Origin of the sequence: Echinicola rosea, from assembly GCF_005281475.1 — a bacterium.
Lineage (GTDB): Bacteria > Bacteroidota > Bacteroidia > Cytophagales > Cyclobacteriaceae > Echinicola > Echinicola rosea.
The window spans coordinates 4,389,951-4,411,231 of record NZ_CP040106.1; the positions used below are offsets into that span (position 1 = coordinate 4,389,951).

Genomic DNA, 21,281 nt, shown 5'->3' on the forward strand with positions numbered 1-21,281 from the left:
GGACACAATAATTTTAATTCGTATCAATAAGCACTAACTTGCGCAAAATTTACCCATCGTAATGATCATTAGTAAAGAAAAGGTACTTAAAGCCCTCTCCACTGTAGAAGACCCTGATCTAAAAAAAGATCTGGTCACCCTTGGCATGATCCAAGATGTGGTGGCAGAAGGAAATAAATTGAGTTTTAAGGTAGTACTCACCACTCCAGCTTGTCCGCTCAAGGAACTGATCAAAAACAATTGTGAAGAAGCCTTGGTCAAGGAGTTTGGAGAGGAACTGGAATTGGATATCACCATGACTTCCAATGTCACCACCGCTAGAGACAATGCTCCCTTGCTTCCCAAAGTTAAGAACATCATCGCCATCGCATCGGGCAAGGGCGGCGTGGGCAAATCCACCTGCTCTGCCAACCTCGCCGTGGCCCTTGCCAAGACCGGTGCCAAAGTAGGCTTGGTAGATGCGGATATTTCAGGACCTTCCATTCCGGTCATGTTTAACGTCGAAGGAGAACAGCCGCCCGTAAAACAGGAAAACGGCAAGAACATCATCATCCCTATCGAGCAATATGGGGTAAAGCTGATGTCCATTGGTTTTCTGACCCCAGCCGATAGTGCGGTGGTCTGGAGAGGCCCCATGGCCAGTTCGGCATTGAAGCAATTCATCGGCGATGTGGAGTGGGGTGAACTGGACTATCTGCTGATTGACCTACCTCCAGGCACCTCTGATATCCACCTTACCATGGTGCAGACGGTACCTGTAACAGGGGCTATCATCGTGACCACTCCACAAAAAGTGGCATTGGCAGATGCGACCAAAGGTTTGTCCATGTTCAAGCAACCCCAAATAAACGTTCCCGTTTTAGGTGTTGTGGAAAATATGGCTTATTTTACACCTGAAGAGTTGCCGGACAATAAATACTATCTTTTCGGTAAAGAAGGTGGTCAGCGGTTGGCCAGAAAGCACGAAGTTCCTTTCTTAGGAGAAATCCCAATCGTACAAAGCATCCGGGAAAGTGGCGATACAGGCTATCCCGCCGTGCTTAAAGAAGGCATCACGGAGAAGGCATTTTCCGATCTTGCCGAGGCAATGGCAAGGCAGATCGCCATCAGAAATGCAGAAAAAAGTAAAACCAAGGTAGTACAGGTTAATACCTAAATAACATAATGGATACAGAACTAATCGAAAAAATAGAAAATGCATTGGACACCATTCGTCCTTACTTGGAAGCAGATGGCGGAAATGTAAAAATTGTTGACCTCACCGATGAGATGGTTTTGCAGCTGGAGTTGACAGGAACATGCAGTTCGTGCCCGATGTCCACAATGACCTTGAAGGCCGGTGTGGAAGAAGCGGTCAAAAAGGCCATTCCTGAAATCAGCAAAGTAGAAGCCATCAACATTTCCGTTTCGGAATAAACAGCAAAGTATTTAAGCATTAATGAAAAGGATATTACTGATTTTAAGGATAGAGTTAGTACTATCCTTTTTGTTATTTTTAGATTGTACAACACTTTTTGCGCAGCAAACGCTTACCCCTGCAGTCCATAACGGCAACCAATTCCCCATTGAGAAATGTGCAGCTCCTTTAGTGGAACAAAAGCAAATGGAAGCCTTGGGGATTTTTGGTTCGAAGGAATATTTTGAGGCTTGGATGGAAGACAAAATCCAAGACCGCAAAAGTGCCAACCTGAGAACGACAATGGATGAGGTTCGGGTCATTCCTGTAGTCGTGCACGTGATCCATAATGGAGAACCGCTCGGCCAAGGTGCCAATATCCCCCAATCACAAATAGAGGCCCAAATCCGCATCCTCAACGAAGACTACAGCCGCACCAATGCCGATGCGGCCAATACACTGGCGGCATTCCAACCTGTAGCTGCCAATGCCAATATTCAGTTTGTACTGGCCAAGCAGGATCCTAGAGGGCTGCCTACAGATGGGATTAATCGGGTACAGGGAAATCAAAGTTTTTACGAACAATCAGACCCGATTAAGTTAAGTCAAGAATCTTATTGGGATTCTGAGGATTATCTAAATATCTGGGTAGCCACACTTGAAACCAATCATTTAGGTTGGGCTTCATTTCCAATATCAGACCTAAGTGGACTAGACTTCCCCCCTACTGCCAAAGAAACGGATGGTGTGACCATTGATTATCGATATTTTGGGGAAGGAGGCAATACTGTAACCGCTTCTGCCGGCAGGACAGCAACTCATGAGGTAGGCCATTTCTTTGGCTTGAGGCATATTTGGGGCGATGGCGGCTGTGAAGTAGATGACTTCGTCAACGATACACCTGACCAAAATGGCTCAAACAGCAGCTGCCAAACCAACCGGACCACCTGTGGCAGCTTGGACATGATCCAAAATTATATGGATTATACCCCTGATGCCTGCATGAACCTTTTTACCCAAGGCCAACTGGAACGTATGAATGTCGTCTTGGCCAATAGTCCACGGCGGGTTTCCCTGGTCAATGGACGCGCCACACAAGCCCCTCAGGTCGTCGCCCATGACCTGGCACTGGAGACGATCATTGCCCCAAAAGACTATATCTGCTCCACTGCCGTTACTCCCCAGGTCAGTGTATATAATGCCGGCACAGATCAGCTAACAGGGGCTGAGCTGACCATTAGCCTCAACGGCCAGTTACTAGAACAGAAGTCGTTTACCTTTAGCCTCAATCAAGGAGATGACACGACCTTGGCATTTGATCCAATACAAGTGGCCAATACAGGGAACAACTTTGAAGTCAATATCATTGGGGTCAATGGCGGTACTGATGAGAACTCGGCCAATAATACGCTTTCCACTTCCCCCGCCATACAGCCTAACCTCTCCTTGCCATACACCTATTCACCTGAGGATTTCAACGATGTATGGACCGTAAAAAATGAGGACGAGGCACTTACTTGGGAAACGCTGAACTTGACCTTGGATGGCCAGCCGGTAAACGCCGTAGGGTTGAATTTTTACAATTATGAAACCAGCGGTGCGACCGACCACCTGATTTCGCCACAGATCAACCTCACCCAATTCCCCAATGCCCAACTGGTCTTCGACATGGCCTATGCACGCTATCCGCAAAATGGACTGGATGACCAGCTGATCATTGGAATCTCCACCGATTGTGGGAATACCTTTGACCTGATCAATCCTCCTTATCAGAAATCCCAAGAAAGCCTGGAAACAGCCAGCGCTTCAACGGCCGAATTCATACCGAACACCCAAAGCGATTTCCGTACCGAAGTAGTGGACCTCAGTCCATATGCCGGCGAAGGCAATGTCCGAATAGCATTTATCACCATCAATGGTTTCGGTAACAACCTGTTTATCAAAGATATTAGGATCAACGCAGCACAGGAGACAAATTATAGCTTCAGCATCGATGAACTCGTAAGCCCTTCCCCATTGCCAGATGGGAATCAAGAAAGCGATGTGGTCCGCTTGACCAACACAGGTGAACTGACCATCAATACCATATTGGCAGATCGCGTGCTAAACGGCTTTGCTCAGAGCACCATAACCTTGACGGACATGGACATTGCTCCTGATGAGCAAGTAAATATCGAACTGCCTTCTTTGCTTACTGATGAGCTGAATGGAGTAGAATATCGCCTCCATTCTCCAAACTATGACCAGAACCCCACTACTGCCCAGCAGATCAATCGCTACTTCTACCAAGATGCCGCATCGGTTGAGGTTCCTTGGAGGCAATATTTTGATGGTTTGCTCCAGCTGGATCCCTGGATTACTGTCAATCCGGAAAACGGTCAGCCTGCTTGGGAAGTGATCACCAAAGAAGGTGCTCAAAACGACAACTTAGCTGTCCTTCAAGGCCAATCTTCTGGCAATTCATATTGGCTGGGATCACCGCTGATGGACTTGAGCAATACCAGCCAGGCCAGTATTTTCTTTGACCGTGCGGCCAGTGGGATGACCAATAATACTCGATTAAAAGTAATGCTGAGCTTGGACGGTGGCCAGACTTTTGAGCATCAAGTGGCGGTCTATGAAGGGGAAACCTTGAACACCATTACCGGTGACAGCCCCATAAATCCTAATACGCCAAGTGAATTTGTCAAGGAATTTATAAACTTATCAGATTATACGGGTGAGGGAAGCCAGAACATCAGAATTGCTTTTGTAGTAGAAAATGGTACGGCTGAAACCAACCCTATTTATCTCGACAACATCGAATTGTTCCTTTCGGATGATCCCGACCCGGTCTATCCTACAAATGGAGATGCCATCCTGTATCCTAACCCAACCACGGATATATTTAGCTTGGTATTCAACCTAGCGCGACAAGAAGATGTCAGGATACAAGTCATAAGTACCAGCGGGCAAGTAGCCCATGATGTAATTTATCCTGGCACGCTAAACCAAACGTATCATTTCAGCACGGAGCTTTTTTCCCGAGGGATTTTCATCATCAAAATCCAGAGCGAAACCCTATCAATCACCAAAAGACTGATCATTCAGTAGATGGATAGTATTGAGATGTGGGTTTTGAGACAATTTCAGTCCTTGCAGGTGGGGCTGCTGAGATGTGCTGGGTCTTAGCCCCAGCACTGGCAAAAATGAAGTAGTCGTGGGTGTCCCTCGGTTACGCTAAGGAACCACTGCTACTTGATCCATTTCTGGCACGCTTATTATGGTATAGAAAACTATTTATGGAAAAAATCATTCCGTGAAGCAAAAATTAAATTTACCTTTACAGAGGAATAAAAAATAAGATAATCGTCAATGAGCAACTTTAAGCAAGGTTCCAAGAGAGTACTTATTCATCTCGCAGTGATACTGGCACTGTTATTTACTGTCCTATTTGTCTTTTTTCAGGTTTACTTGCCCAACTATACCAATCATGGGGAAACGGTTACGGTGCCCGATTTGGAAAATTTTGATTACAGTGAAATCGAAAGTTATTTGAAAGCACGTGATCTCCGTTACGAAATCACGCTTGACAGTGGATTTGAAGCCAATGCCAAGCCACTAACTGTCCTAAAACAAAATCCACGCCCCGGCGCAAAAGTCAAACAAGGCAGAAAAGTTTACATCACACTCAATGCTGAGAATGCTCCTTTGATTAAAATGCCTAACTTAGTAAACAGCCCAATTAAGAATGCCCAAGAGATCCTTTCTAATTATGGATTGATTAGAGGAGAGATTATCTACGTGCCAGACATTGGTCGAAATGTGGTGCTTGAGCAGAAATTTCATGGAAGATCAATTAAGGAAGGCTTCGAAATACCCAAGGGCTCACAGATTGATTTGGTCGTTGGCGATGGACTGGGCAAGCAAAGCCTGGCCATTCCTAACCTCATCGGTATGGAGGAAGAAGAAGCAGAGTTTTTGATCGTGGGCTCTGGCCTACGCATGGGCAGGGTGAATTTTGTCACGACGGATACTGTTCCCAAAGGAACCATTGTCAAGCAGCTTCCACCTTCTGGCATAGAAGCCAAAACAGGAGAATTGGTTGACCTGTGGGTTTCCGAACTCGGAGCAATTGAGAATGATTTTTAAATGAGAAGAAGCATCGTCAAGCTTGGTCTATTTTTATGTGCACTGATGGGTGTCTTTCACCAATCTTTTGGTCAATTACGCCAACTCAGTGTCAATAGGAGCGATTATGTCGATAGTAAACAGAAACATATCCATTCCAAGTTATTGGCGGACACATTGGAATTGCCGTTCTGGGATGATTTTTCCCAAGGCACCTTGGACAGCACAAAATGGGAATCCCGTGGTGCCAATGTCTCCCTTAGCATTGGCGTGGGAGCACCGAGCCTGGGCGTCATGCTCTTGGACGGCACCAAAGCCAATGGGCAACCCTACAGCACCGATATCGGCCAAGTGAACCTGACCGACCGGATTACCTCTCGCTCCATAAATCTTTCGGGGCTAAGCGATGAAGCGCAAGGCAGCACCTACCTTAGCTTCTTTTGGCAAGCCGGTGGGAAAGCCGAAATCCCCGATTCAGAAGATTTTCTCCAACTGTCCTTTTTGGACAGCTTGGGAAATTGGAATGTAATATGGACCCAATATGGAGGGGACAGCATCCAAGCATTCCAACAGGAAATCATTCCGCTGGAAGGAATTTACCAGCATGGCCAATTCAAGATGATGTTTCAGAGTTCCGGAAGGATGGCCGGACCATTTGACAGCTGGTTGCTGGATTATGTGTATCTCAACAAAAACAGGTCGGAAGATGACCTGAATTATCCCGATAGAGCACTTACGCAATTGAACAGTAGCTTTTTGGGGAAATATACAGCCTTGCCATTATTTGAATTCAATGCACTCTCAGATACCGTCTTGACCAGCGTTCAAAACCAGTTTTACAATTTGAACGACCGGTTCAGGGCCATGGAATATTCGGCCGAAATCAGGGATAAAGGCAATCAGGAACCCGTCATGGTGCTCAATTCAAACACGCCATTTAACCCGGTACCATTGGCAAACGAGCGAAGGGATTTTGCCAGCGGCATACCTACAGAACTGGCGGAACAAAATCGTGAAGAGGAATTTGACCTGGAAAGTATCGTTTATCTGAGCTCTGGGGATGATTTCCTAATTGATCATATCACCGATGGTGATACCACCTACTTCAGCCAAGTGGATTTCCGCATCAATGACACGGCGCGGACTACTATCCCGATCAGGGATTATTATGCTTTTGATCGGGGAACGGTGGACTATGCAGCGGGAATCAACCAACGCTCTGGCATGTTGGCCGTAAAGTACCACGCCTCCTCTCCTGCCTATGTCAATGCACTTAGCATCAATTTCACAAACCCGGCCCAAGCAGGTACAGCAGTGGACTTATTGATATGGTCATCGCTGGAAGCCGAACCGGTTTTTGCCAAAGAAGTTATTATTCAACCCAAGAACCAGCTGGAAGAATTTACCAAATTCCCCTTGGATACTGCTATCCAAGTGGAAGGTGACTTCTATGTTGGTTATATGCAGTTTACCAATGATTTCGTCCATATTGGCCTGGACAAATCAAACGACACCTCTTCCGAAGTCCATTACAATATCTCAGGATCCTGGGCCCCCAGTGAACAAGTGATCGGCTCCCTTATGATCAGGGCACACATGCAAACGGAAGGCCCCCAGCCACCTGATTCCCCTGAGACGGAATCCCAGATCAAAGCCTATCCAAATCCAGTCGAAAACAATAAAATATTCTTGGAAGGAGACGTGGACGATATCAAACTTTACGACACCTTTGGCAGGGAAATAAATATCGATATCAGTGAGGCAGAAAATGGCAAATTCGTTAATTTTACCACGAATCGTAAAGGAGTTTACCTAATCAAAGCCTGGAATAAAAACTCACCGCAATTAATAAGAATTTTAGTCAAATAGAGATTATGGAAGACATTACTGTAGAAGAACTAAAGGAAAGAATAGACAAGAATGAGGAATTTCCATTTGTCGATGTCAGGGAAGAATGGGAATATGAAGAGGATAACCTTGGCGCCCTAAACATTCCGTTGGGACAATTGGCCGCTTCTTTGGACGAATTGGAGCAGTACAAAGACCAGGAACTGGTAGTGCACTGCCGCTCAGGTGCCCGAAGTGGCAATGCCAAGAAATTCTTGGAAACCAAAGGATATACCAAAGTAAGAAACGTCTTGGGCGGTATCATGGCTTACAGGGAACTGGAAGAAGAATAAATAAAATAAACCTGAGGCTGTTCCCCCAAACGGAGACAGCCTCTTTTTTTAGGATACGATGGAGACAGCCGTGTTTTTCAAGGAACTTTTTGATTATGGTTTTACCCAAAACCAACGGATCATTCGACAGCTACAAGAACAACCGGACATTGCCTCTGAGCGCTGCCACCTCCTGATTTCTCATGTCATCAATGCCCATCACATCTGGAATGCCAAAATCACGCAGTCAACTCCCCTGATGAAGCCATGGGATTTGCATTCGCTGGAGAAGGTTAACTCCTTGGATAAGCAAAATCTGGAAAACAGCCTCACCATTCTTACCAACATGGATATAAACCAACAAGTATCCTATCAATTAAGGGGTAATCAAGTCTTCGATCATCCTGTTCGCGATTTACTTTTTCAGATCATCAACCATACCACCTACCACAGGGGCCAAATCGCCTTGGAATTCAGAAAATGTGGTTTGGAACCCATCATGTCCGAATATATTTTACATAAAATGATGGAGAGGTAGCAGCAGGCTACAGGTAACCGTTTCTTCATTGAACTATTGCCCCAACTTTAGCATCTGCCCTACACATTCCGCAATTTTCGGGTGGTATGCTTAAGGTCTTCCAGTTATATTTACCCCTATCAAAGCAGTACAGCATGAAAGAACAGGAAACCATCACCTACAAGCGTGTTGAAGAAGCCCTAAAATACTTGCAAAACAACTTCCAGCGACAGCCAACATTGGATGAAGTGGCAGATACAGCCCATCTAAGTCCTCACCATTTCCAGCGGCTATTCTCTGAATGGGCGGGTGTAAGCCCCAAAAAATTCCTGCAGTACATCAGTATTGGCCATGCCAAAAAGATTCTTAGCAGTCCATCATCAAACATACTGGAAGCAGCTATGGCTACAGGGCTATCAGGTACTGGACGACTTCATGACTTATTTGTCAATATCGAAGGAATGACTCCGGGTGAATTTAAGAACGGGGGTGAAAACTTGCAGATCAGCTATACTTTTTCCACCACTCCATTTGGGGCCATCTTAGTGGCGGCCACGCCAAAAGGGATTTGTCATATGTCATTTGTGGACGACAGGTCTCATGCCCTTAAGCATCTTAAGGCCCAGTTTCCCAAGGCCCAATTTTCAGCACAAAACTCCCCCCATCATCAAAAAGCCTTGCATATTTTTCAAAAAGACTGGCAACAGTTGGACGGGGTAAAGCTTCACCTGAAAGGGTCTGATTTCCAGCTCAAGGTATGGGAATGCCTGCTCAAAATCCCTCATGGAAACCTCAGCACTTACGGTCACATCGCCCAGTACATTCAAAAGCCCAATGCGGCACGAGCAGTAGGAACGGCCATTGGCAGCAATCCGGTTGCTTTTTTGATCCCTTGCCACCGCGTCATTCAGGCGTCTGGCGTGATTGGCGGATATATGTGGGGCCCACTCAGGAAGAAAGCCATCATCGGCTGGGAAGCAGCGGCAGCGGAGAGGGAATAGTGAAAAAGGATATTGAGATGGGAGTAGTGAGACATGAGTATGGAGTATTGTGTACAAAAGCCCTCCCTTTGTAAGTGGGCTTAGGTGGAGCTACTTTATTCCAGGTTGTGCTGGGTCTCTGCCCCAGCACTGGCAAGCACTGAGTCTCTGACTCTATTAAATAATATTGGGATGTGAGATGTGAGTGTTTTAGGTGCAAAAAACGGGAATTCCCCACAGGGTAAAATTTGAAAATCCGCTGTATAACTCTATCTTTATTGCCCATCTTTTAGAACAAAAAAACCTATAGAAACCTATTATCATGACAAAAACAATCAAAGCGGCCATCGTGGGCACCGGTTTTATTGGTCCGGCACACCTTGAGGCCTTACGAAGGATCCCCAACATTGAGGTAATTGCACTATGTGAAGTAAACCAAGAACTGGCCGAGGAAAAGGCCAAACTTTTAGGGATTCCCCAAGCCTTTACTTTTGAGGAAATGCTCAAGCAACCAGAAATCGAAGTGGTGCACATCTGTACGCCCAACTTCCTTCACTTCAGCCAATCAAAGGCGGCCCTTGAAGCAGGCAAACACGTCGTTTGTGAAAAACCCCTTGCCACCAAAATCGACGAGGCGGAGGAACTCGTTGCGCTGGCCAAAGAAAAAGGATTGGTCAACGCCGTGCACTTTAACCTGCGCTATTACCCAATGGTCCGTCAGATGAAAACCATGAGGGAAAACGGCGAACTTGGCGAAATCTATAACATCATGGGCTCCTACCTACAGGACTGGCTTTACCTCAATACTGACTATAACTGGCGGCTGGAGCCGGACAAATCCGGCGATTCCAGGGCGATTGCCGATATCGGTTCTCACCTGCTGGACCTTACCGAATACGTTACTGGGTTGAAGATCACAGAAGTAATGGCAGATTTCAGCACCGTCCACAAGACAAGGCTAAAACCGCTTAAACCCATCGAAACGTATTCCGGAAAAATGCTTAAGGAATCGGATTATGCCGAAGTGCCCATCGATACAGAAGACCATGCCACTGTCATGCTGCGTTTTGACAACGGCAACAAAGGTTCGGTAACAGTCAGCCAGGTAAATGCCGGTCGCAAAAACAGACTGAATATCGAAATAGCCGGTTCTAAGTCCAACTTTGAATGGTGTTCCGAGCGCCCGAACGAAATGTGGATAGGAAAGCGTGAAAGTCCCAATCAACAACTGATGAAAGATCCTGCCCTCTTCACACCAGAAGCCGCTGGTCTCATCAGCTTCCCAGGTGGCCATAATGAAGGCTTTCCAGATACTTCCAAGCAGATGTTTAAGGAAGTGTACGCGGCTGTAGCAAAAGGCAAGCAACCCGAGCAGCCTTCCTTCCCCACGTTTGAGGATGGGTATAGAGAGCTATTGATTTGTGAAAGAATCATAGAGAGTCACAAAAAACAAGCTTGGGTAAAACTCTAAGCGACATTCTTGAATTACTAAAAAAGTGCCTTTCTTGCCTTTGCTTGGAAGGCACTTTTATGATCATGACCGAACTCGAAATACTCTTTGAAGATGAGCACTACATTGCGGTAAACAAGCCTGCCGGTGTCATGGTGCACCGCTCGAGCATTGCAAAAGACGATAATCCTGTATATGCCATGCAGGTGCTACGTGACCAAATGGGACATCATGTTTATCCCTTACACCGCATTGACAGACCTACTTCCGGTGTATTGTGGTTTGCCAGAAACCGGGATGTGGTTCCGGTCTTTCAAGAACAATTCATTACTAAAGATATTCAGAAATATTACCTCACGGCTGTCAGGGGATATACCAAGGAGCATGAAGGGCTCATCGATTACCCACTACGCAAAAACCTTAAGAAAGAACTCCAAGATGCCCAAACGGCCTATCTACGCCTGGGACAAGTAGAAATTCCCATCCAAAGCTCCCCGCGCCATGACACCAGCAGATATTCACTGGTTCGAGCATCCCCATTGACAGGACGTATGCACCAAATTAGGAGGCATTTTGCCCATGAGCGCAACTATATAATCGGAGACAATACGCACGGAGACAACCGTCAAAACCGTTTTTTCAGAATGCATTTTCAAATGCACCACATGCTCCTCCATGCTTGGTTCACTGTTTTTGATCACCCGATCACGGGCGAAAAAATTACCGTAACCGCTCCTCTGCCCGACCATTTTTATAAAATCATCACGGAATTTGGCTGGAAAGAATTGGTTTAGCGATTTACAATGCACAAATCGAAGCAAAGTGGTATCAAGCGGAAAAGCTGGGGGCTGATAGAACGCTGATGACACAGATGATTAAGATTTGCGCTGATTTTTTCTTTATATGAAAAAGCCAAGTAGTATTAAAAGCCCGGAAAGCGCGACACAATGAATTCTGTAACCTGCGGAGTCATGCGCAGGAGGTTTGAGATCTCCTCATCCTTCAGAAGGATTACCAGCGGCACGAATGATTGCTATGCCTACACGAAAAATGTTTTCTTTCAATTTGCTAAATGCGTTTGCACCAAGTGAACGATCATCGTTTCCCATTGTGGTAAAAAAAAAACTATATTTAACCCAGAATATAACTTTAGACATTGCTTATGAAAAACAGTTTTATCTACGCCGCATTGGCAGGCTTTACGCTTCTGCCCTTTACATCCACGGCTCAAAAGACAGCTATTGACAAGTCCATCGAGAAAAAAGAAGCCGTATCCCATTTTAGGTACCTGGCGGCAGACGAGTTAAAAGGACGGGATGCCGCCCGCCCTGAGATCAATATCGCCGGAAGGTACATTGCGGAGCAGTTTCGGAAATATGGCGCCACCCCAATTGATCCGGAAGGCCGTTACTACCAAGCGGTACCAATGAGGCTATCTGCACCACCCAAAACCGGTCAACTGCAACTTGGAACCGAACAGCTGATCCAGGGAGAGAGCATGCTTGTGCTGGACGGGGAGTCACTGGAAGGCGACTACGAAATGGTGGTAGCCGGCTATGGCCTCGAAGAAGATTTGGAAGGAAAAGATGTAGCGGGTAAAATTTTGGTCGTTCGCGTCGGGGGGCCAGAAAAAATGGGGCCTTCGCAGCTTTTTGCAGCAGGCAGGGAAAAGCTGGCCTTGGCAAAGGAAAAAGATGCTGTTGCGCTGATAGAAATGTACAATCTGCAAAATCCACCTTGGCCCCTTCTTCTAGGCTATCTGAACAAACCTCAGCTAATGCTCGCAGATGGCGAGGAACCGAAAGATGCCGGAATCCCCTATATCTGGGCCAAAGACCTGGACGGGAACCTTATCAAATCCATTGACGAAGGCGAGATTGACCAAGTCGATGTAGCGATCAACGGAAAAGTCAATAATCCCATCACCAGTAATAATATCGTGGCGGTGATAGAAGGTACAGATGAAGAACTAAGAGATGAATACGTGATGCTCTCAGCCCATTATGACCACATTGGCATAGGCAAGCCAAACGCCCAAGGGGACTCCATTTATAATGGCGCCAGGGACAATGCTGTCGGAACAGTGGCCATCATTAATGCCGCCAAATACTTTGTGGAAAATCCTCCCAAACGATCCATCTTGCTCTGCGCATGGACGGCTGAGGAAAAAGGCCTGTTGGGATCAGCTTATTTTTCCGAACACCCAATGGTAACTCTGGATAAAATCGTTTATAATCTAAACATCGATAACGGAGGCTATAACGACACCAGTATCATCACTGTCATTGGACTGGGCAGAACAACGGCGGATTACCTTATTTATGAAGCAGTAGATGAGTTTGGCTTGTCAGCTGAAGGAGATCCATCTCCAGAGCAAGGACTATACGATCGCTCGGACAATGTCAATTTTGCCAAAAAAGGCATCCCGGCTCCTACTTTTAGCTTGGGTTTCACGGCTTTTGACGAAGAAATCATGAAATATTATCACCAAGCAGCGGACCAAGTGGATAATTTTGACCTGGATTATGCCATGAAGTACTGGAAAGCCTATCTCTTGACAGCGGAAAAAATAGCCAACACAAATGAAAAACCTGCTTGGGAAAAAGGCGATAAATATGAAGAAGCTGGAAAAGCCCTATATGGAACCAAGTAATTTGGGGTTCTATATGGATTGTAGTGGGTAAATTATCCCATTACTATTCTAGAAGGTAATCTTTAATAGTAAAATAGCCGGAAAATTTGATCCGCCTTGCAGCTATTGGGCATAAAGAAATTAAACACGTGCGTGGGCAAAGAGGCAGGCTTGTCTGACGAAGTGATGAGAAAAAAGGTGGCTGGCGGCTAAACGAGAGGAGTTAGCCTGCATGAGGGCGGGGGTTAATTTTAGCCCAAAAGCTGCACAGCGGCGGGGTTTTTTGGTTACTTTTTTTACCTGTAGAAAAAAAGTAACAACAGTAAATGATGATAACCAAGCTGAATGGGATCAAGAAGGGTAAATCAGTTATCCACAGTAAATCATATAGAACCTAATTTGGTTTAGTTCCCATCGGAAAAGAATCTTTATTTCATGTGTTTCGCTTAAAAAAAGCACCTAAATAATCAGCTTTCAAGGTGGAAATGATAAAAGTCGGGATTACTCCCGGCTTTTATCATTTAGAGAAATTGGGTGCAATCAACTTTTTCCAGATATAGAGAATGATCAATGCTCCTATAATTGCCCATATCAAGCCCCATCCGAGTCCACTTCCACCGGCACTTTCGAAGCCCAATGCCCGACCTATAAAGCCTCCCACAAAAGCTCCTCCTATGCCAATAAGGATCGTCACGATAAAACCTCCCGGATCCTTTCCAGGCATTATCCATTTTGCTAATGCACCGGCTATCAAGCCAAAAATAATCCACCAAATAAATGTCATAAGGCAATAGGGTTTAGATTGTTAATCTTTAACACAAAATAGGAAAAACACACAAAACAACCTATTGATTACGTATATTTTAAAGTACAATCCATTGTTACGGATGGATTTAAATTAAAAAAGCACCGTGACCGGTGCTTTTTTCAAATACTTATAAAAATAATTCCTCTATTAATTCTCGATACTGATGATTCCAGAACTGACAGCCCCTTGAACGGTTTGTGAGGCGTTATTATTAATTATCAAACTATTACCACTACGCTGATCTCCGACACGGACACTTCCACTACTAGCCTGCAGTTCGAAATTATAATCCTCCAAATTATCAGAGGTCTTGATGCGAATGGCTCCAGAGCTGAACTTGATTTCAGTGTTTTCGCCCAAACCAGCCTCCTCTGCTTCGATCATTCCCGAAGACCCCACCAATCTGCCCAGCTCACCTACATTGCGCAATGCTATTTTGCCGGACGTAATCTTCGCATCCACTTTACCGGAGGCATCTGTGATCTGGATCTTTCCGCTACTACCAACAGCATCCACATTCCCTTCTATGCCGTTTATTTCCATCGATCCAGAAGAGACTTTTCCAGTCACATTCCCCTTGAGACCTTTGCCCTCCAGCTTCCCAGAACTCACCGTAAGACGCATGTCATCCACATCCAGATCAGAAGCCGTCACCCTTCCAGATCCTGCTGAAATGTCAATTACATCAGATGACACATGGGAAACATTGACGATACCGGATCCACCTTTTACCTCAAGATCCATTTCCTTGGGGCCAATGATGCTGATAAAGCCTTCATTTTTATGATTTCCCCAGCCACCGAAGACTTCACCTTGCTCCCACTCTACAATCAACCGATCTCCGTCCATCTCATATCTTATTTCCACACCATCTGGGTTATTTGATTCGAGATAGGCATTGAGTGACACCTCAGTAAGCCCTTCTCTACCTTCATACGTCACTTCGAGGGGCCCTCCATAAATCTCAACTGATCGAACCCCATCAAACACCTCTTCTATATCAGAGATGACTGACATATTCCCAGAATAAGAACAGCTGGTAAGTAAAACAGCCCCAAGGATCAAGGCTCCCCATTGGTTAATCGAATTAAGCTTCATCAGTTTTGGTTTTGTTATCATTATTGTTGGTAAAATTTTCAGCGCTGTAGGACATCATAGAAAGTGTCTCATGTGCCACTTTAATATTGTATTCGTAAGCCAGGCTTTTATAGTTGACCAAATCCACGATGGTACCTATCCAACAAAGTCCCAGCGTAAAGAAATACAGGATACCAAGCCCAATCTGTCCCAAAACAAATCGGTGCAGACCGGCAAAGCCAAAGAATCCCAACAATGCCAAGATCAGCACCATTTGGTTGTCTTTCCTTCGGGCACGGTAAACTTGTGCAAAAAGCCCTGCTTGCTCATCATCCATGTTTTTAAGAATCCCTTGGATATATCCCAATTCCATCCCCTCCAATTCTGGAAGGTGTTTTAATACATTAGCCATAATTAAGTCTAGTTTTTAGTTGTTTTATAATATCAAATATTCGGTAAGGAATAATTACCCAAGCAAAAGCCCCCAACGGATGCATCTGAAAAGAAGCCTTGAATTCACCTATTGCAAATAACTTCATACTTCTTCCGAGTCCACAGCCCGGACACCAATCGATCCCTGCCAAGCTCAGCGGACAGAGGGTGAAATGATGCGCCGAATGCGGATCGATAAACATAATCCCTACTAAGGCTGAAATCCAGCATAGGAGTTCAAATGGTAATTTTGCTTGTATTTTCCTTATTGAATCCATTTGCCTATCAAAACACGAAAAGGATGCCATTAGCGAAATATGCACGTAGAAGCCGCTATGGCTTTTATGCTTATTCAAAACTGCACAAAAACGGACAGAAATAGATCGAATATGAACACTTTATTTTCACCCCAAAACCTCCACCTGTCCTAGAGAATAATCACTAGTATTTCGTACAAACCATTTTCCTTTTGTAATTTAGCAATAGATCCGTCAAAAGCTGTTGAAATGAAAACAATAAAATATACCACTTGCCTCACTATTTTTTTACTTATCAGTTTTTTTGCCAAGGCACAATCATCAAGTGATTTGATCGTATTGGAAACAAAAAAGCTATTTGGCAATTATAGCATCATACCCGGAAGCGCCCAAAAACTTACCGACCGTGAAGGCTATGATAATCAACCCTCCTTTATCAACAACGACCAAGTAGCATTTTCTTCGATCGATGAGGATGGCAATAGTGACATTATTGTTTACAGCTTCGATACAGAAGAGTTTATGAATATGACGCGAACAGCAACCAAAAGCGAGTTTTCGCCGCGTTTGACAGATTGTGGGAAATACATTTCGGCAGTCACCGTCGAAGAGGATAGTGCCCAGCGTCTGTGGCTTTATCCCATCAACTTCGGTGAGCCGGAATTGCTCTATGACGACATTGAGCCGGTCGCGTATTATGCTTGGTACAATAATATCGCCGCCATGTCTCTTCTGGGTGATCCCAACAAGCTCGTGTATCCCTACAGCCGCGAAAATGTGGCCGAGTTGGCTGAAAATATTGGAAATTGTATCCAAAAAAGGCCTAAAACCAGCGAAATCACCTATATCGACAAAGGCACCAGTGTGGTGCTTAACGGAAAGGAAACGTTTGAACTAAAGTCCTATGACTTGGAAGAAAAAATTTCCGGCAACCACGGTGTGGCTTTAGGACAAAGCGATGATTTTGCTTGGGTCGATAAAAACACCCTGATCATGGCCAAAGGACAAGAATTGTACATCAAAAAAATCAACAAAAGCATGGAATGGGAAAAAATCGCTGTGGTTTCCATGCCTGATTATGGCGCCATCAGCCGTCTAGCTGCCAGCCCTCGAGGGGACAAACTGGTCTTGGTAATGGAACGTAAATAGAAAACGGCGCTATTATTTGTTGGAAACTGGCTTCTAAAAACGCATACTTTATGGAAATTACGGAATAGATCACGCTTGCCCACACGCATCATATGAGACAAGCGAGATGATATTCTTTTCTTCTATAGCGATTATTATACTCCAAATTCAATGCCGTTTAGTTAGTGCGTATCTGGAAAATATGGGTTCTATATTTTTTCCTTGGGCAGTTATTTTTCTAGCTAAATCCCTAGGTGGTTTTCATCCCTTTACCTTTGTTACTTTTTTGCTTCAGGTCAAAGTCGAGTAGGCCTGGGCACTATGCCCAAGCCTCTCTCAGAACCGTACGTGACAGTCTCCCGTCATACGGCTCTTGACAATCAAATCTGATGTTCCAGATTTTGTTTCAAACAACTCCATCTTCCCTAATTTTAGGTTGTGTAACCATTTAAAACCGATTGCCTCAGTCCCTTCGCTCTTTCTCCGTTTCCAGAGCTTTCAACACTACTACGGACTGATCCGCCCCATCCCTATCAAAGGGGATGGTTCTCCTGTTCCATCCAACCGCCTGTTTCGAACTCCTGCCGCCTTAATGCCGCCTGCCAATAGGCCAACTCTCAGTCTGCGCTGCCTATTTTGTCCCGGAAGTTACTCTAGCCCCCGGTTTTGACAGGAAGTATTTTTCACGACACTTCATCGAACGGTTCACTTTCGTTCAGCTTTTCGAAACGCATTCCTTCTGATCGCTCAGTACCACAGCCTTGAAAGCGCAGCACCATCAGGGGAATTTGACTGGTCTGCCTGATCCAGTCCCAGCCGTCGTGCCAAGGGTTGTAACGCCCTATTCGACATCAGTTGGATAGCATGTCCGGTTTCCCGAACTTCAGGACACACAAAGTAACCAAAAAAACCCGCCGTTACGCCACGGCGCACAGGTGTGCAGCTATTGGCCTAAAATTAAAACCTCCCCTCATGCAGGCAAACTCCTCCTGCCTAAAGCCAAGCAGGCCTATCTAAAGCCAGGTAAACCTTTTCTAGCAGCCAACATTCTTTTTGGGCAGCATTTCGTCAAACAAGCCTGCCTTTTTGCCCACCCGCTATTTAATTTCTTAACGCCCAATACTTGCAAGGCGGATCCGATTAATAACCTGAGCTCGACTTAATTTTAGTATAAAAAGCGTCATTGCGAACCCTTTTAAGGAGGATGAGGGTTGGAAAAGGGTGTGGCAATCCCGAAATACTGAGACTGCCACGGCTTCCACCCCTCAAATCTCCCTCTAAGCCTCGCAGTGACGATTTTATAATCGAACTGAGGTTAATAAGTTTATTATGGATAAATTATCATCATTATTCCATGTAGTGGTATATTTTCTTAAGTAACCAAGTTGAGCCGGAACTATAAGCCCCCCTGAGCCAAAAAAGGTATCGCTTCCTTATTACGGCCCTTGGTATGCCTGTTTTCCAGCCGATGGTGGAGGCCGTTAAGAAAGTGAGTTGGCTCGCGTCGTGGAACAGCGAGACCCACTCACTTTTAGGTATATGAAAAGAAGGAAAGCCCCTTAACTAAACGGCATTGAATCCAAATTCATCAGTATTATGTACCGCTTTTCAATCTCTTTTTAATCTGCCCTCTAATTCTGCTACGGCCATTTTCGGATCGAGGTAATTGTCCAATTGTTTCAGCTTATTGATCGCTTGGTTGACCTCAAAAACATAGTCCCTACTCTGCGGATTGTAAGGCAAACTATTGATCGTCTGTATAATGGAATCCATTTTTTGAGAAGACTCCAAAAGCTTGGAATCGAAATAGGCTTCGTTAAATTTGGCAGTTATATACTCGATAGCCAAGTTATTTGGCTGTAGCAAGTCCCGCTCATAGAACCGATAATCCCGCAAATCACTGATTTGTAATTCATACGCCGGGAAATATTTCACTTCGGGAAATTCGTTGACGATCTGATGGATGGCTACCCTCAGCACCGATTTGCTGACACAATTAAGCGTGATCGTGTCTTTGGTATGCATCACAGGACTGAGCACAAAAATGATATTTTTGATATGGTTAAGCTGGGGATAAATATGCCTAAAAGCTTCTAAAATTTTATCAGGTGTGAGAAGTTCTTTTTCAAACATCTCCTGTGGTGCCTTGTGACAATTGGCCACAACCTGTTTCGATTTAAGATGTCGGAACACATACGCCGTTCCCAAGTTGATCATCAAAAACTCCTGTTTCTTAAAATTCTCTTGCATTGCCCCCACCTGCTCTTTAATATTCCTCATCAGCTCTTCATCTGAAGATTGCCTTCTGAGAAAATTATACTGAAAGTGGTTCCAGTTACCTTCATATTCCGTCAGCAAGGATGTGTTCAATTCTGCATGCTTTCCCAGCAATTCGATGTGGTGAAAGAGACTGATAGGATTGTAAATCCGCCCAAAGGGATTGCTGGTAACGTCCAATCCATATTGCCTGAGGTTTTGGGCCATCATGGACGAAAAACCAGATCCTAATGACATGATTTTTGCTTCCTTATTGATTTTGGTTGGATTTTCTTCTATGATAAGTTCACTTCTAAAGGTGCTCATGGTAGGTTATTTACGTAAGAAAATAAGTCAAAAACCGGTGAAATTCCTTCTGTTAAAAGATCTTCATTGAAGTTATAAAAAAGATCAAATAATTGGTCGGACACTACTGGTAAAAAAAATTATTTATTATGAATCTAAATTTATTTCCTCACTTTCATACCACTGTTTTTAGTAGCTTCCGATCAAAAAACCCTATTTCCTGACATGACTATAGACCCTCGACTTCCAATCGACCGTGATAAAGATACCCGTTATCTACGATCCATTAATTTAATTTCTCTTAAGAAACCCTATCTTTGCAGCTTTAAAAAGATAAAAAACATTCAAAGATACAATGAACAATTTTATTGAAGAGCTGCGTTGGCGGGGAATGGTCCAGGACATGACTCCGGAATTGGAAGATCACCTTAACAAAGGCATTACCTCAGCCTATTTGGGTTTTGATCCCACCGCAGATTCTTTGCATATAGGACATTTGGTGGGTGTGATGACCCTGCTTCACTTCCAGCGTTCCGGCCATAAGCCTATCGCACTGGTGGGAGGAGCCACCGGGATGATCGGAGATCCTTCCTTCAAATCCGCAGAGCGAAATCTCTTGGATAAAGAAACATTGGATAAAAACATCTCCGGTATCCAAAAACAGTTGGGCAAATTCCTCAACTTTGAAGATGAGCAAGCCAACAAGGCTGAATTGGTGAACAATTACGATTGGATGGCAGAATTTTCCTTTTTGGAATTCATCCGAGATGTAGGCAAACACATCACCGTAAACTACATGATGGCCAAAGACAGTGTAAAGCGGAGGCTTGAGGAAGGTAATGGGCTGTCGTTTACGGAGTTCACTTATCAGCTTATCCAGGGATACGACTTTTACCATTTATGGAAAAATAAAAACTGCACCATGCAGCTGGGAGGGTCAGATCAGTGGGGAAATATCGTCACCGGAACAGAACTCATCAGAAGAAAAGAAGGCGGAAGTGCCTTTGCCCTCACTGTTCCTTTGATCACTAAGGCAGATGGTTCCAAATTCGGTAAGACTGAAGGCGGCAGTGTTTGGCTTGATCCGGAAAAAACTTCTCCGTATGCCTTTTACCAATTTTGGTTGAATGTTTCGGATGAGGATGCTTCCAAGTACATACGCATTTTCACCACTTTGGACAAAGCTACTATTGAAGGGCTGGAAAAAGATCATGTAGATGCACCCCACCTGAGAATTCTTCAAAAGGAAATTGCCAAGGAAATCACCATCATGGTCCACTCCAAGGAAGATTATGAAATGGCTGTCAAGGCTTCTTCCATTCTTTTTGGAAAATCATCCACCGAAGATCTCGCAGCCTTGGATGAACGGACATTTCTTCAGGTATTTGAAGGAGTGCCCCAAGTGGAACTGACCAAAAAGGAGTTTGAAGAAATTGGCGGTGTCCTCGACCTGCTAGGAGAAAAAGGCCAGGGTGTCATCTTTAATTCCAAAGGTGAAGCCCGTAAAATGATCCAAGGAGGTGGTGTAAGCATCAATAAAACCAAACTATCTGATCCACAAGGCACTACAGAAGGACTGGAGCTGCTCCAAGGAAAATACCTTCTCGTTCAGAAAGGAAAAAAGAATTACTTTATCATTAAGATAATTCACTAATTTACGATAAAGACTGTCCCAAAAGGCTTTGCAGATCGTGCCCCACTTTCGGGTTGGATATCATTTGGGACAGTCTTTTTTACTTGAATTTAAGGGATCCAGCCAAAAAGTCGTGCGCT

General features: G+C 44.7%; 19 protein-coding genes. 13 read left to right on the forward strand and 6 right to left on the reverse strand.

Going from position 1 to position 21,281, the window contains the following annotated elements; all coding sequences use genetic code 11:
* Window positions 1-61 precede the first annotated feature (61 nt).
* From FDP09_RS17130 to FDP09_RS17180, 11 genes are all read left to right on the forward strand, one after another.
* Window positions 62-1,156, forward strand: a complete 1,095-nt coding sequence (locus FDP09_RS17130) for an Mrp/NBP35 family ATP-binding protein (protein ID WP_137403827.1) — start codon at window positions 62-64, stop codon at window positions 1,154-1,156.
* A gap of 8 nt (window positions 1,157-1,164) precedes the next feature.
* Window positions 1,165-1,416: a NifU family protein gene (locus FDP09_RS17135; RefSeq protein WP_137403828.1), complete on the forward strand. Its 252-nt coding sequence runs from the start codon at window positions 1,165-1,167 to the stop codon at window positions 1,414-1,416.
* A gap of 22 nt (window positions 1,417-1,438) precedes the next feature.
* Entirely contained in the window at window positions 1,439-4,489 is a 3,051-nt protein-coding gene (locus tag FDP09_RS17140) for a M43 family zinc metalloprotease (RefSeq protein WP_137403829.1), read from the forward strand.
* A 261-nt stretch (window positions 4,490-4,750) separates the two neighbouring features.
* A complete protein-coding gene (locus FDP09_RS17145) occupies window positions 4,751-5,527 on the forward strand; it encodes a PASTA domain-containing protein (protein WP_137403830.1) in 777 nt (258 codons plus the stop codon).
* Window positions 5,528-7,375 (forward strand): T9SS type A sorting domain-containing protein, encoded by a 1,848-nt coding sequence (locus tag FDP09_RS17150; protein ID WP_137403831.1) that lies wholly within the window; start codon window positions 5,528-5,530, stop codon window positions 7,373-7,375. It abuts the gene before it with no gap.
* A 5-nt stretch (window positions 7,376-7,380) separates the two neighbouring features.
* Window positions 7,381-7,686 carry a rhodanese-like domain-containing protein gene (locus FDP09_RS17155; protein ID WP_112782325.1) on the forward strand — a complete coding sequence of 102 codons (306 nt, stop codon included), beginning with the start codon at window positions 7,381-7,383 and terminating at the stop codon, window positions 7,684-7,686.
* A gap of 58 nt (window positions 7,687-7,744) precedes the next feature.
* Window positions 7,745-8,203, forward strand: coding sequence for a DinB family protein (locus tag FDP09_RS17160; RefSeq protein ID WP_137403832.1), 459 nt, complete (start codon window positions 7,745-7,747; stop codon window positions 8,201-8,203).
* A 134-nt stretch (window positions 8,204-8,337) separates the two neighbouring features.
* Complete coding sequence (locus tag FDP09_RS17165) at window positions 8,338-9,183, forward strand: methylated-DNA--[protein]-cysteine S-methyltransferase (RefSeq protein WP_137403833.1); 846 nt, start codon at window positions 8,338-8,340, stop codon at window positions 9,181-9,183.
* Between the two features lie 301 nt (window positions 9,184-9,484).
* Window positions 9,485-10,633, forward strand: a complete 1,149-nt coding sequence (locus FDP09_RS17170; protein ID WP_137403834.1) for a Gfo/Idh/MocA family protein — start codon at window positions 9,485-9,487, stop codon at window positions 10,631-10,633.
* 65 nt (window positions 10,634-10,698) lie between these two features.
* On the forward strand, window positions 10,699-11,406 hold the full coding sequence (locus tag FDP09_RS17175) for a pseudouridine synthase (protein ID WP_137403835.1): 708 nt from the start codon (window positions 10,699-10,701) through the stop codon (window positions 11,404-11,406).
* 368 nt (window positions 11,407-11,774) lie between these two features.
* A complete protein-coding gene (locus FDP09_RS17180; protein ID WP_137403836.1) occupies window positions 11,775-13,265 on the forward strand; it encodes a M28 family peptidase in 1,491 nt (496 codons plus the stop codon).
* Window positions 13,266-13,761: 496 nt separating this feature from the next.
* On the opposite strand, the gene FDP09_RS17185 is transcribed toward FDP09_RS17180, so the two are convergent.
* The 4 genes from FDP09_RS17185 to FDP09_RS24215 all read right to left on the reverse strand — a co-directional run bounded on the left by FDP09_RS17185 (window position 13,762) and on the right by FDP09_RS24215 (window position 15,869).
* Complete coding sequence (locus tag FDP09_RS17185; RefSeq protein ID WP_137403837.1) at window positions 13,762-14,028, reverse strand: GlsB/YeaQ/YmgE family stress response membrane protein; 267 nt, start codon at window positions 14,026-14,028, stop codon at window positions 13,762-13,764.
* 171 nt (window positions 14,029-14,199) lie between these two features.
* Complete coding sequence (locus tag FDP09_RS17190; RefSeq protein ID WP_229683511.1) at window positions 14,200-15,150, reverse strand: DUF4097 family beta strand repeat-containing protein; 951 nt, start codon at window positions 15,148-15,150, stop codon at window positions 14,200-14,202.
* Window positions 15,140-15,541 (reverse strand): TM2 domain-containing protein, encoded by a 402-nt coding sequence (locus FDP09_RS17195; RefSeq protein ID WP_137403839.1) that lies wholly within the window; start codon window positions 15,539-15,541, stop codon window positions 15,140-15,142. The genes FDP09_RS17190 and FDP09_RS17195 overlap by 11 nt, the downstream gene beginning before the upstream one ends.
* Window positions 15,534-15,869, reverse strand: coding sequence for a DUF2752 domain-containing protein (locus FDP09_RS24215; protein ID WP_317130417.1), 336 nt, complete (start codon window positions 15,867-15,869; stop codon window positions 15,534-15,536). Before FDP09_RS24215 ends, FDP09_RS17195 begins: the two co-directional genes overlap by 8 nt.
* Window positions 15,870-16,067: 198 nt before the next feature.
* Between FDP09_RS24215 and FDP09_RS17205 the strand changes: the two genes are divergently transcribed.
* Window positions 16,068-16,967 (forward strand): TolB family protein, encoded by a 900-nt coding sequence (locus tag FDP09_RS17205; protein ID WP_137403841.1) that lies wholly within the window; start codon window positions 16,068-16,070, stop codon window positions 16,965-16,967.
* A 726-nt stretch (window positions 16,968-17,693) separates the two neighbouring features.
* Here the strand turns inward: FDP09_RS17205 and FDP09_RS17210 are convergent.
* Together FDP09_RS17210 and FDP09_RS17215 are read right to left on the reverse strand one after the other, a co-directional pair.
* Window positions 17,694-17,879, reverse strand: coding sequence for a hypothetical protein (locus FDP09_RS17210; RefSeq protein WP_137403842.1), 186 nt, complete (start codon window positions 17,877-17,879; stop codon window positions 17,694-17,696).
* A 675-nt stretch (window positions 17,880-18,554) separates the two neighbouring features.
* Window positions 18,555-19,529, reverse strand: a complete 975-nt coding sequence (locus FDP09_RS17215; RefSeq protein WP_137403843.1) for a GSCFA domain-containing protein — start codon at window positions 19,527-19,529, stop codon at window positions 18,555-18,557.
* Window positions 19,530-19,863: 334 nt separating this feature from the next.
* On the opposite strand from FDP09_RS17215, the gene tyrS reads away from it, so the two are divergent.
* Window positions 19,864-21,162: a tyrosine--tRNA ligase gene (gene tyrS / locus FDP09_RS17220; protein WP_137403844.1), complete on the forward strand. Its 1,299-nt coding sequence runs from the start codon at window positions 19,864-19,866 to the stop codon at window positions 21,160-21,162.
* Window positions 21,163-21,281 lie beyond the last annotated feature (119 nt).

Bases quoted from the DNA above. Each gene is read 5' to 3' on its own strand.
- FDP09_RS17130 (WP_137403827.1), top strand. From the start codon at position 62: ATGATCATTAGTAAAGAAAAGGTACTTAAAGCCCTCTCCACTGTAGAA.
- FDP09_RS17135 (WP_137403828.1), top strand. From the start codon at position 1,165: ATGGATACAGAACTAATCGAAAAAATAGAAAATGCATTGGACACCATT.
- FDP09_RS17140 (WP_137403829.1), top strand. From the start codon at position 1,439: ATGAAAAGGATATTACTGATTTTAAGGATAGAGTTAGTACTATCCTTT.
- FDP09_RS17145 (WP_137403830.1), top strand. From the start codon at position 4,751: ATGAGCAACTTTAAGCAAGGTTCCAAGAGAGTACTTATTCATCTCGCA.
- FDP09_RS17150 (WP_137403831.1), top strand. From the start codon at position 5,528: ATGAGAAGAAGCATCGTCAAGCTTGGTCTATTTTTATGTGCACTGATG.
- FDP09_RS17155 (WP_112782325.1), top strand. From the start codon at position 7,381: ATGGAAGACATTACTGTAGAAGAACTAAAGGAAAGAATAGACAAGAAT.
- FDP09_RS17160 (WP_137403832.1), top strand. From the start codon at position 7,745: ATGGAGACAGCCGTGTTTTTCAAGGAACTTTTTGATTATGGTTTTACC.
- FDP09_RS17165 (WP_137403833.1), top strand. From the start codon at position 8,338: ATGAAAGAACAGGAAACCATCACCTACAAGCGTGTTGAAGAAGCCCTA.
- FDP09_RS17170 (WP_137403834.1), top strand. From the start codon at position 9,485: ATGACAAAAACAATCAAAGCGGCCATCGTGGGCACCGGTTTTATTGGT.
- FDP09_RS17175 (WP_137403835.1), top strand. From the start codon at position 10,699: ATGACCGAACTCGAAATACTCTTTGAAGATGAGCACTACATTGCGGTA.
- FDP09_RS17180 (WP_137403836.1), top strand. From the start codon at position 11,775: ATGAAAAACAGTTTTATCTACGCCGCATTGGCAGGCTTTACGCTTCTG.
- FDP09_RS17185 (WP_137403837.1), bottom strand. From the start codon at position 14,028: ATGACATTTATTTGGTGGATTATTTTTGGCTTGATAGCCGGTGCATTA.
- FDP09_RS17190 (WP_229683511.1), bottom strand. From the start codon at position 15,150: ATGAAGCTTAATTCGATTAACCAATGGGGAGCCTTGATCCTTGGGGCT.
- FDP09_RS17195 (WP_137403839.1), bottom strand. From the start codon at position 15,541: ATGGCTAATGTATTAAAACACCTTCCAGAATTGGAGGGGATGGAATTG.
- FDP09_RS24215 (WP_317130417.1), bottom strand. From the start codon at position 15,869: ATGGCATCCTTTTCGTGTTTTGATAGGCAAATGGATTCAATAAGGAAA.
- FDP09_RS17205 (WP_137403841.1), top strand. From the start codon at position 16,068: ATGAAAACAATAAAATATACCACTTGCCTCACTATTTTTTTACTTATC.
- FDP09_RS17215 (WP_137403843.1), bottom strand. From the start codon at position 19,529: ATGAGCACCTTTAGAAGTGAACTTATCATAGAAGAAAATCCAACCAAA.
- tyrS (WP_137403844.1), top strand. From the start codon at position 19,864: ATGAACAATTTTATTGAAGAGCTGCGTTGGCGGGGAATGGTCCAGGAC.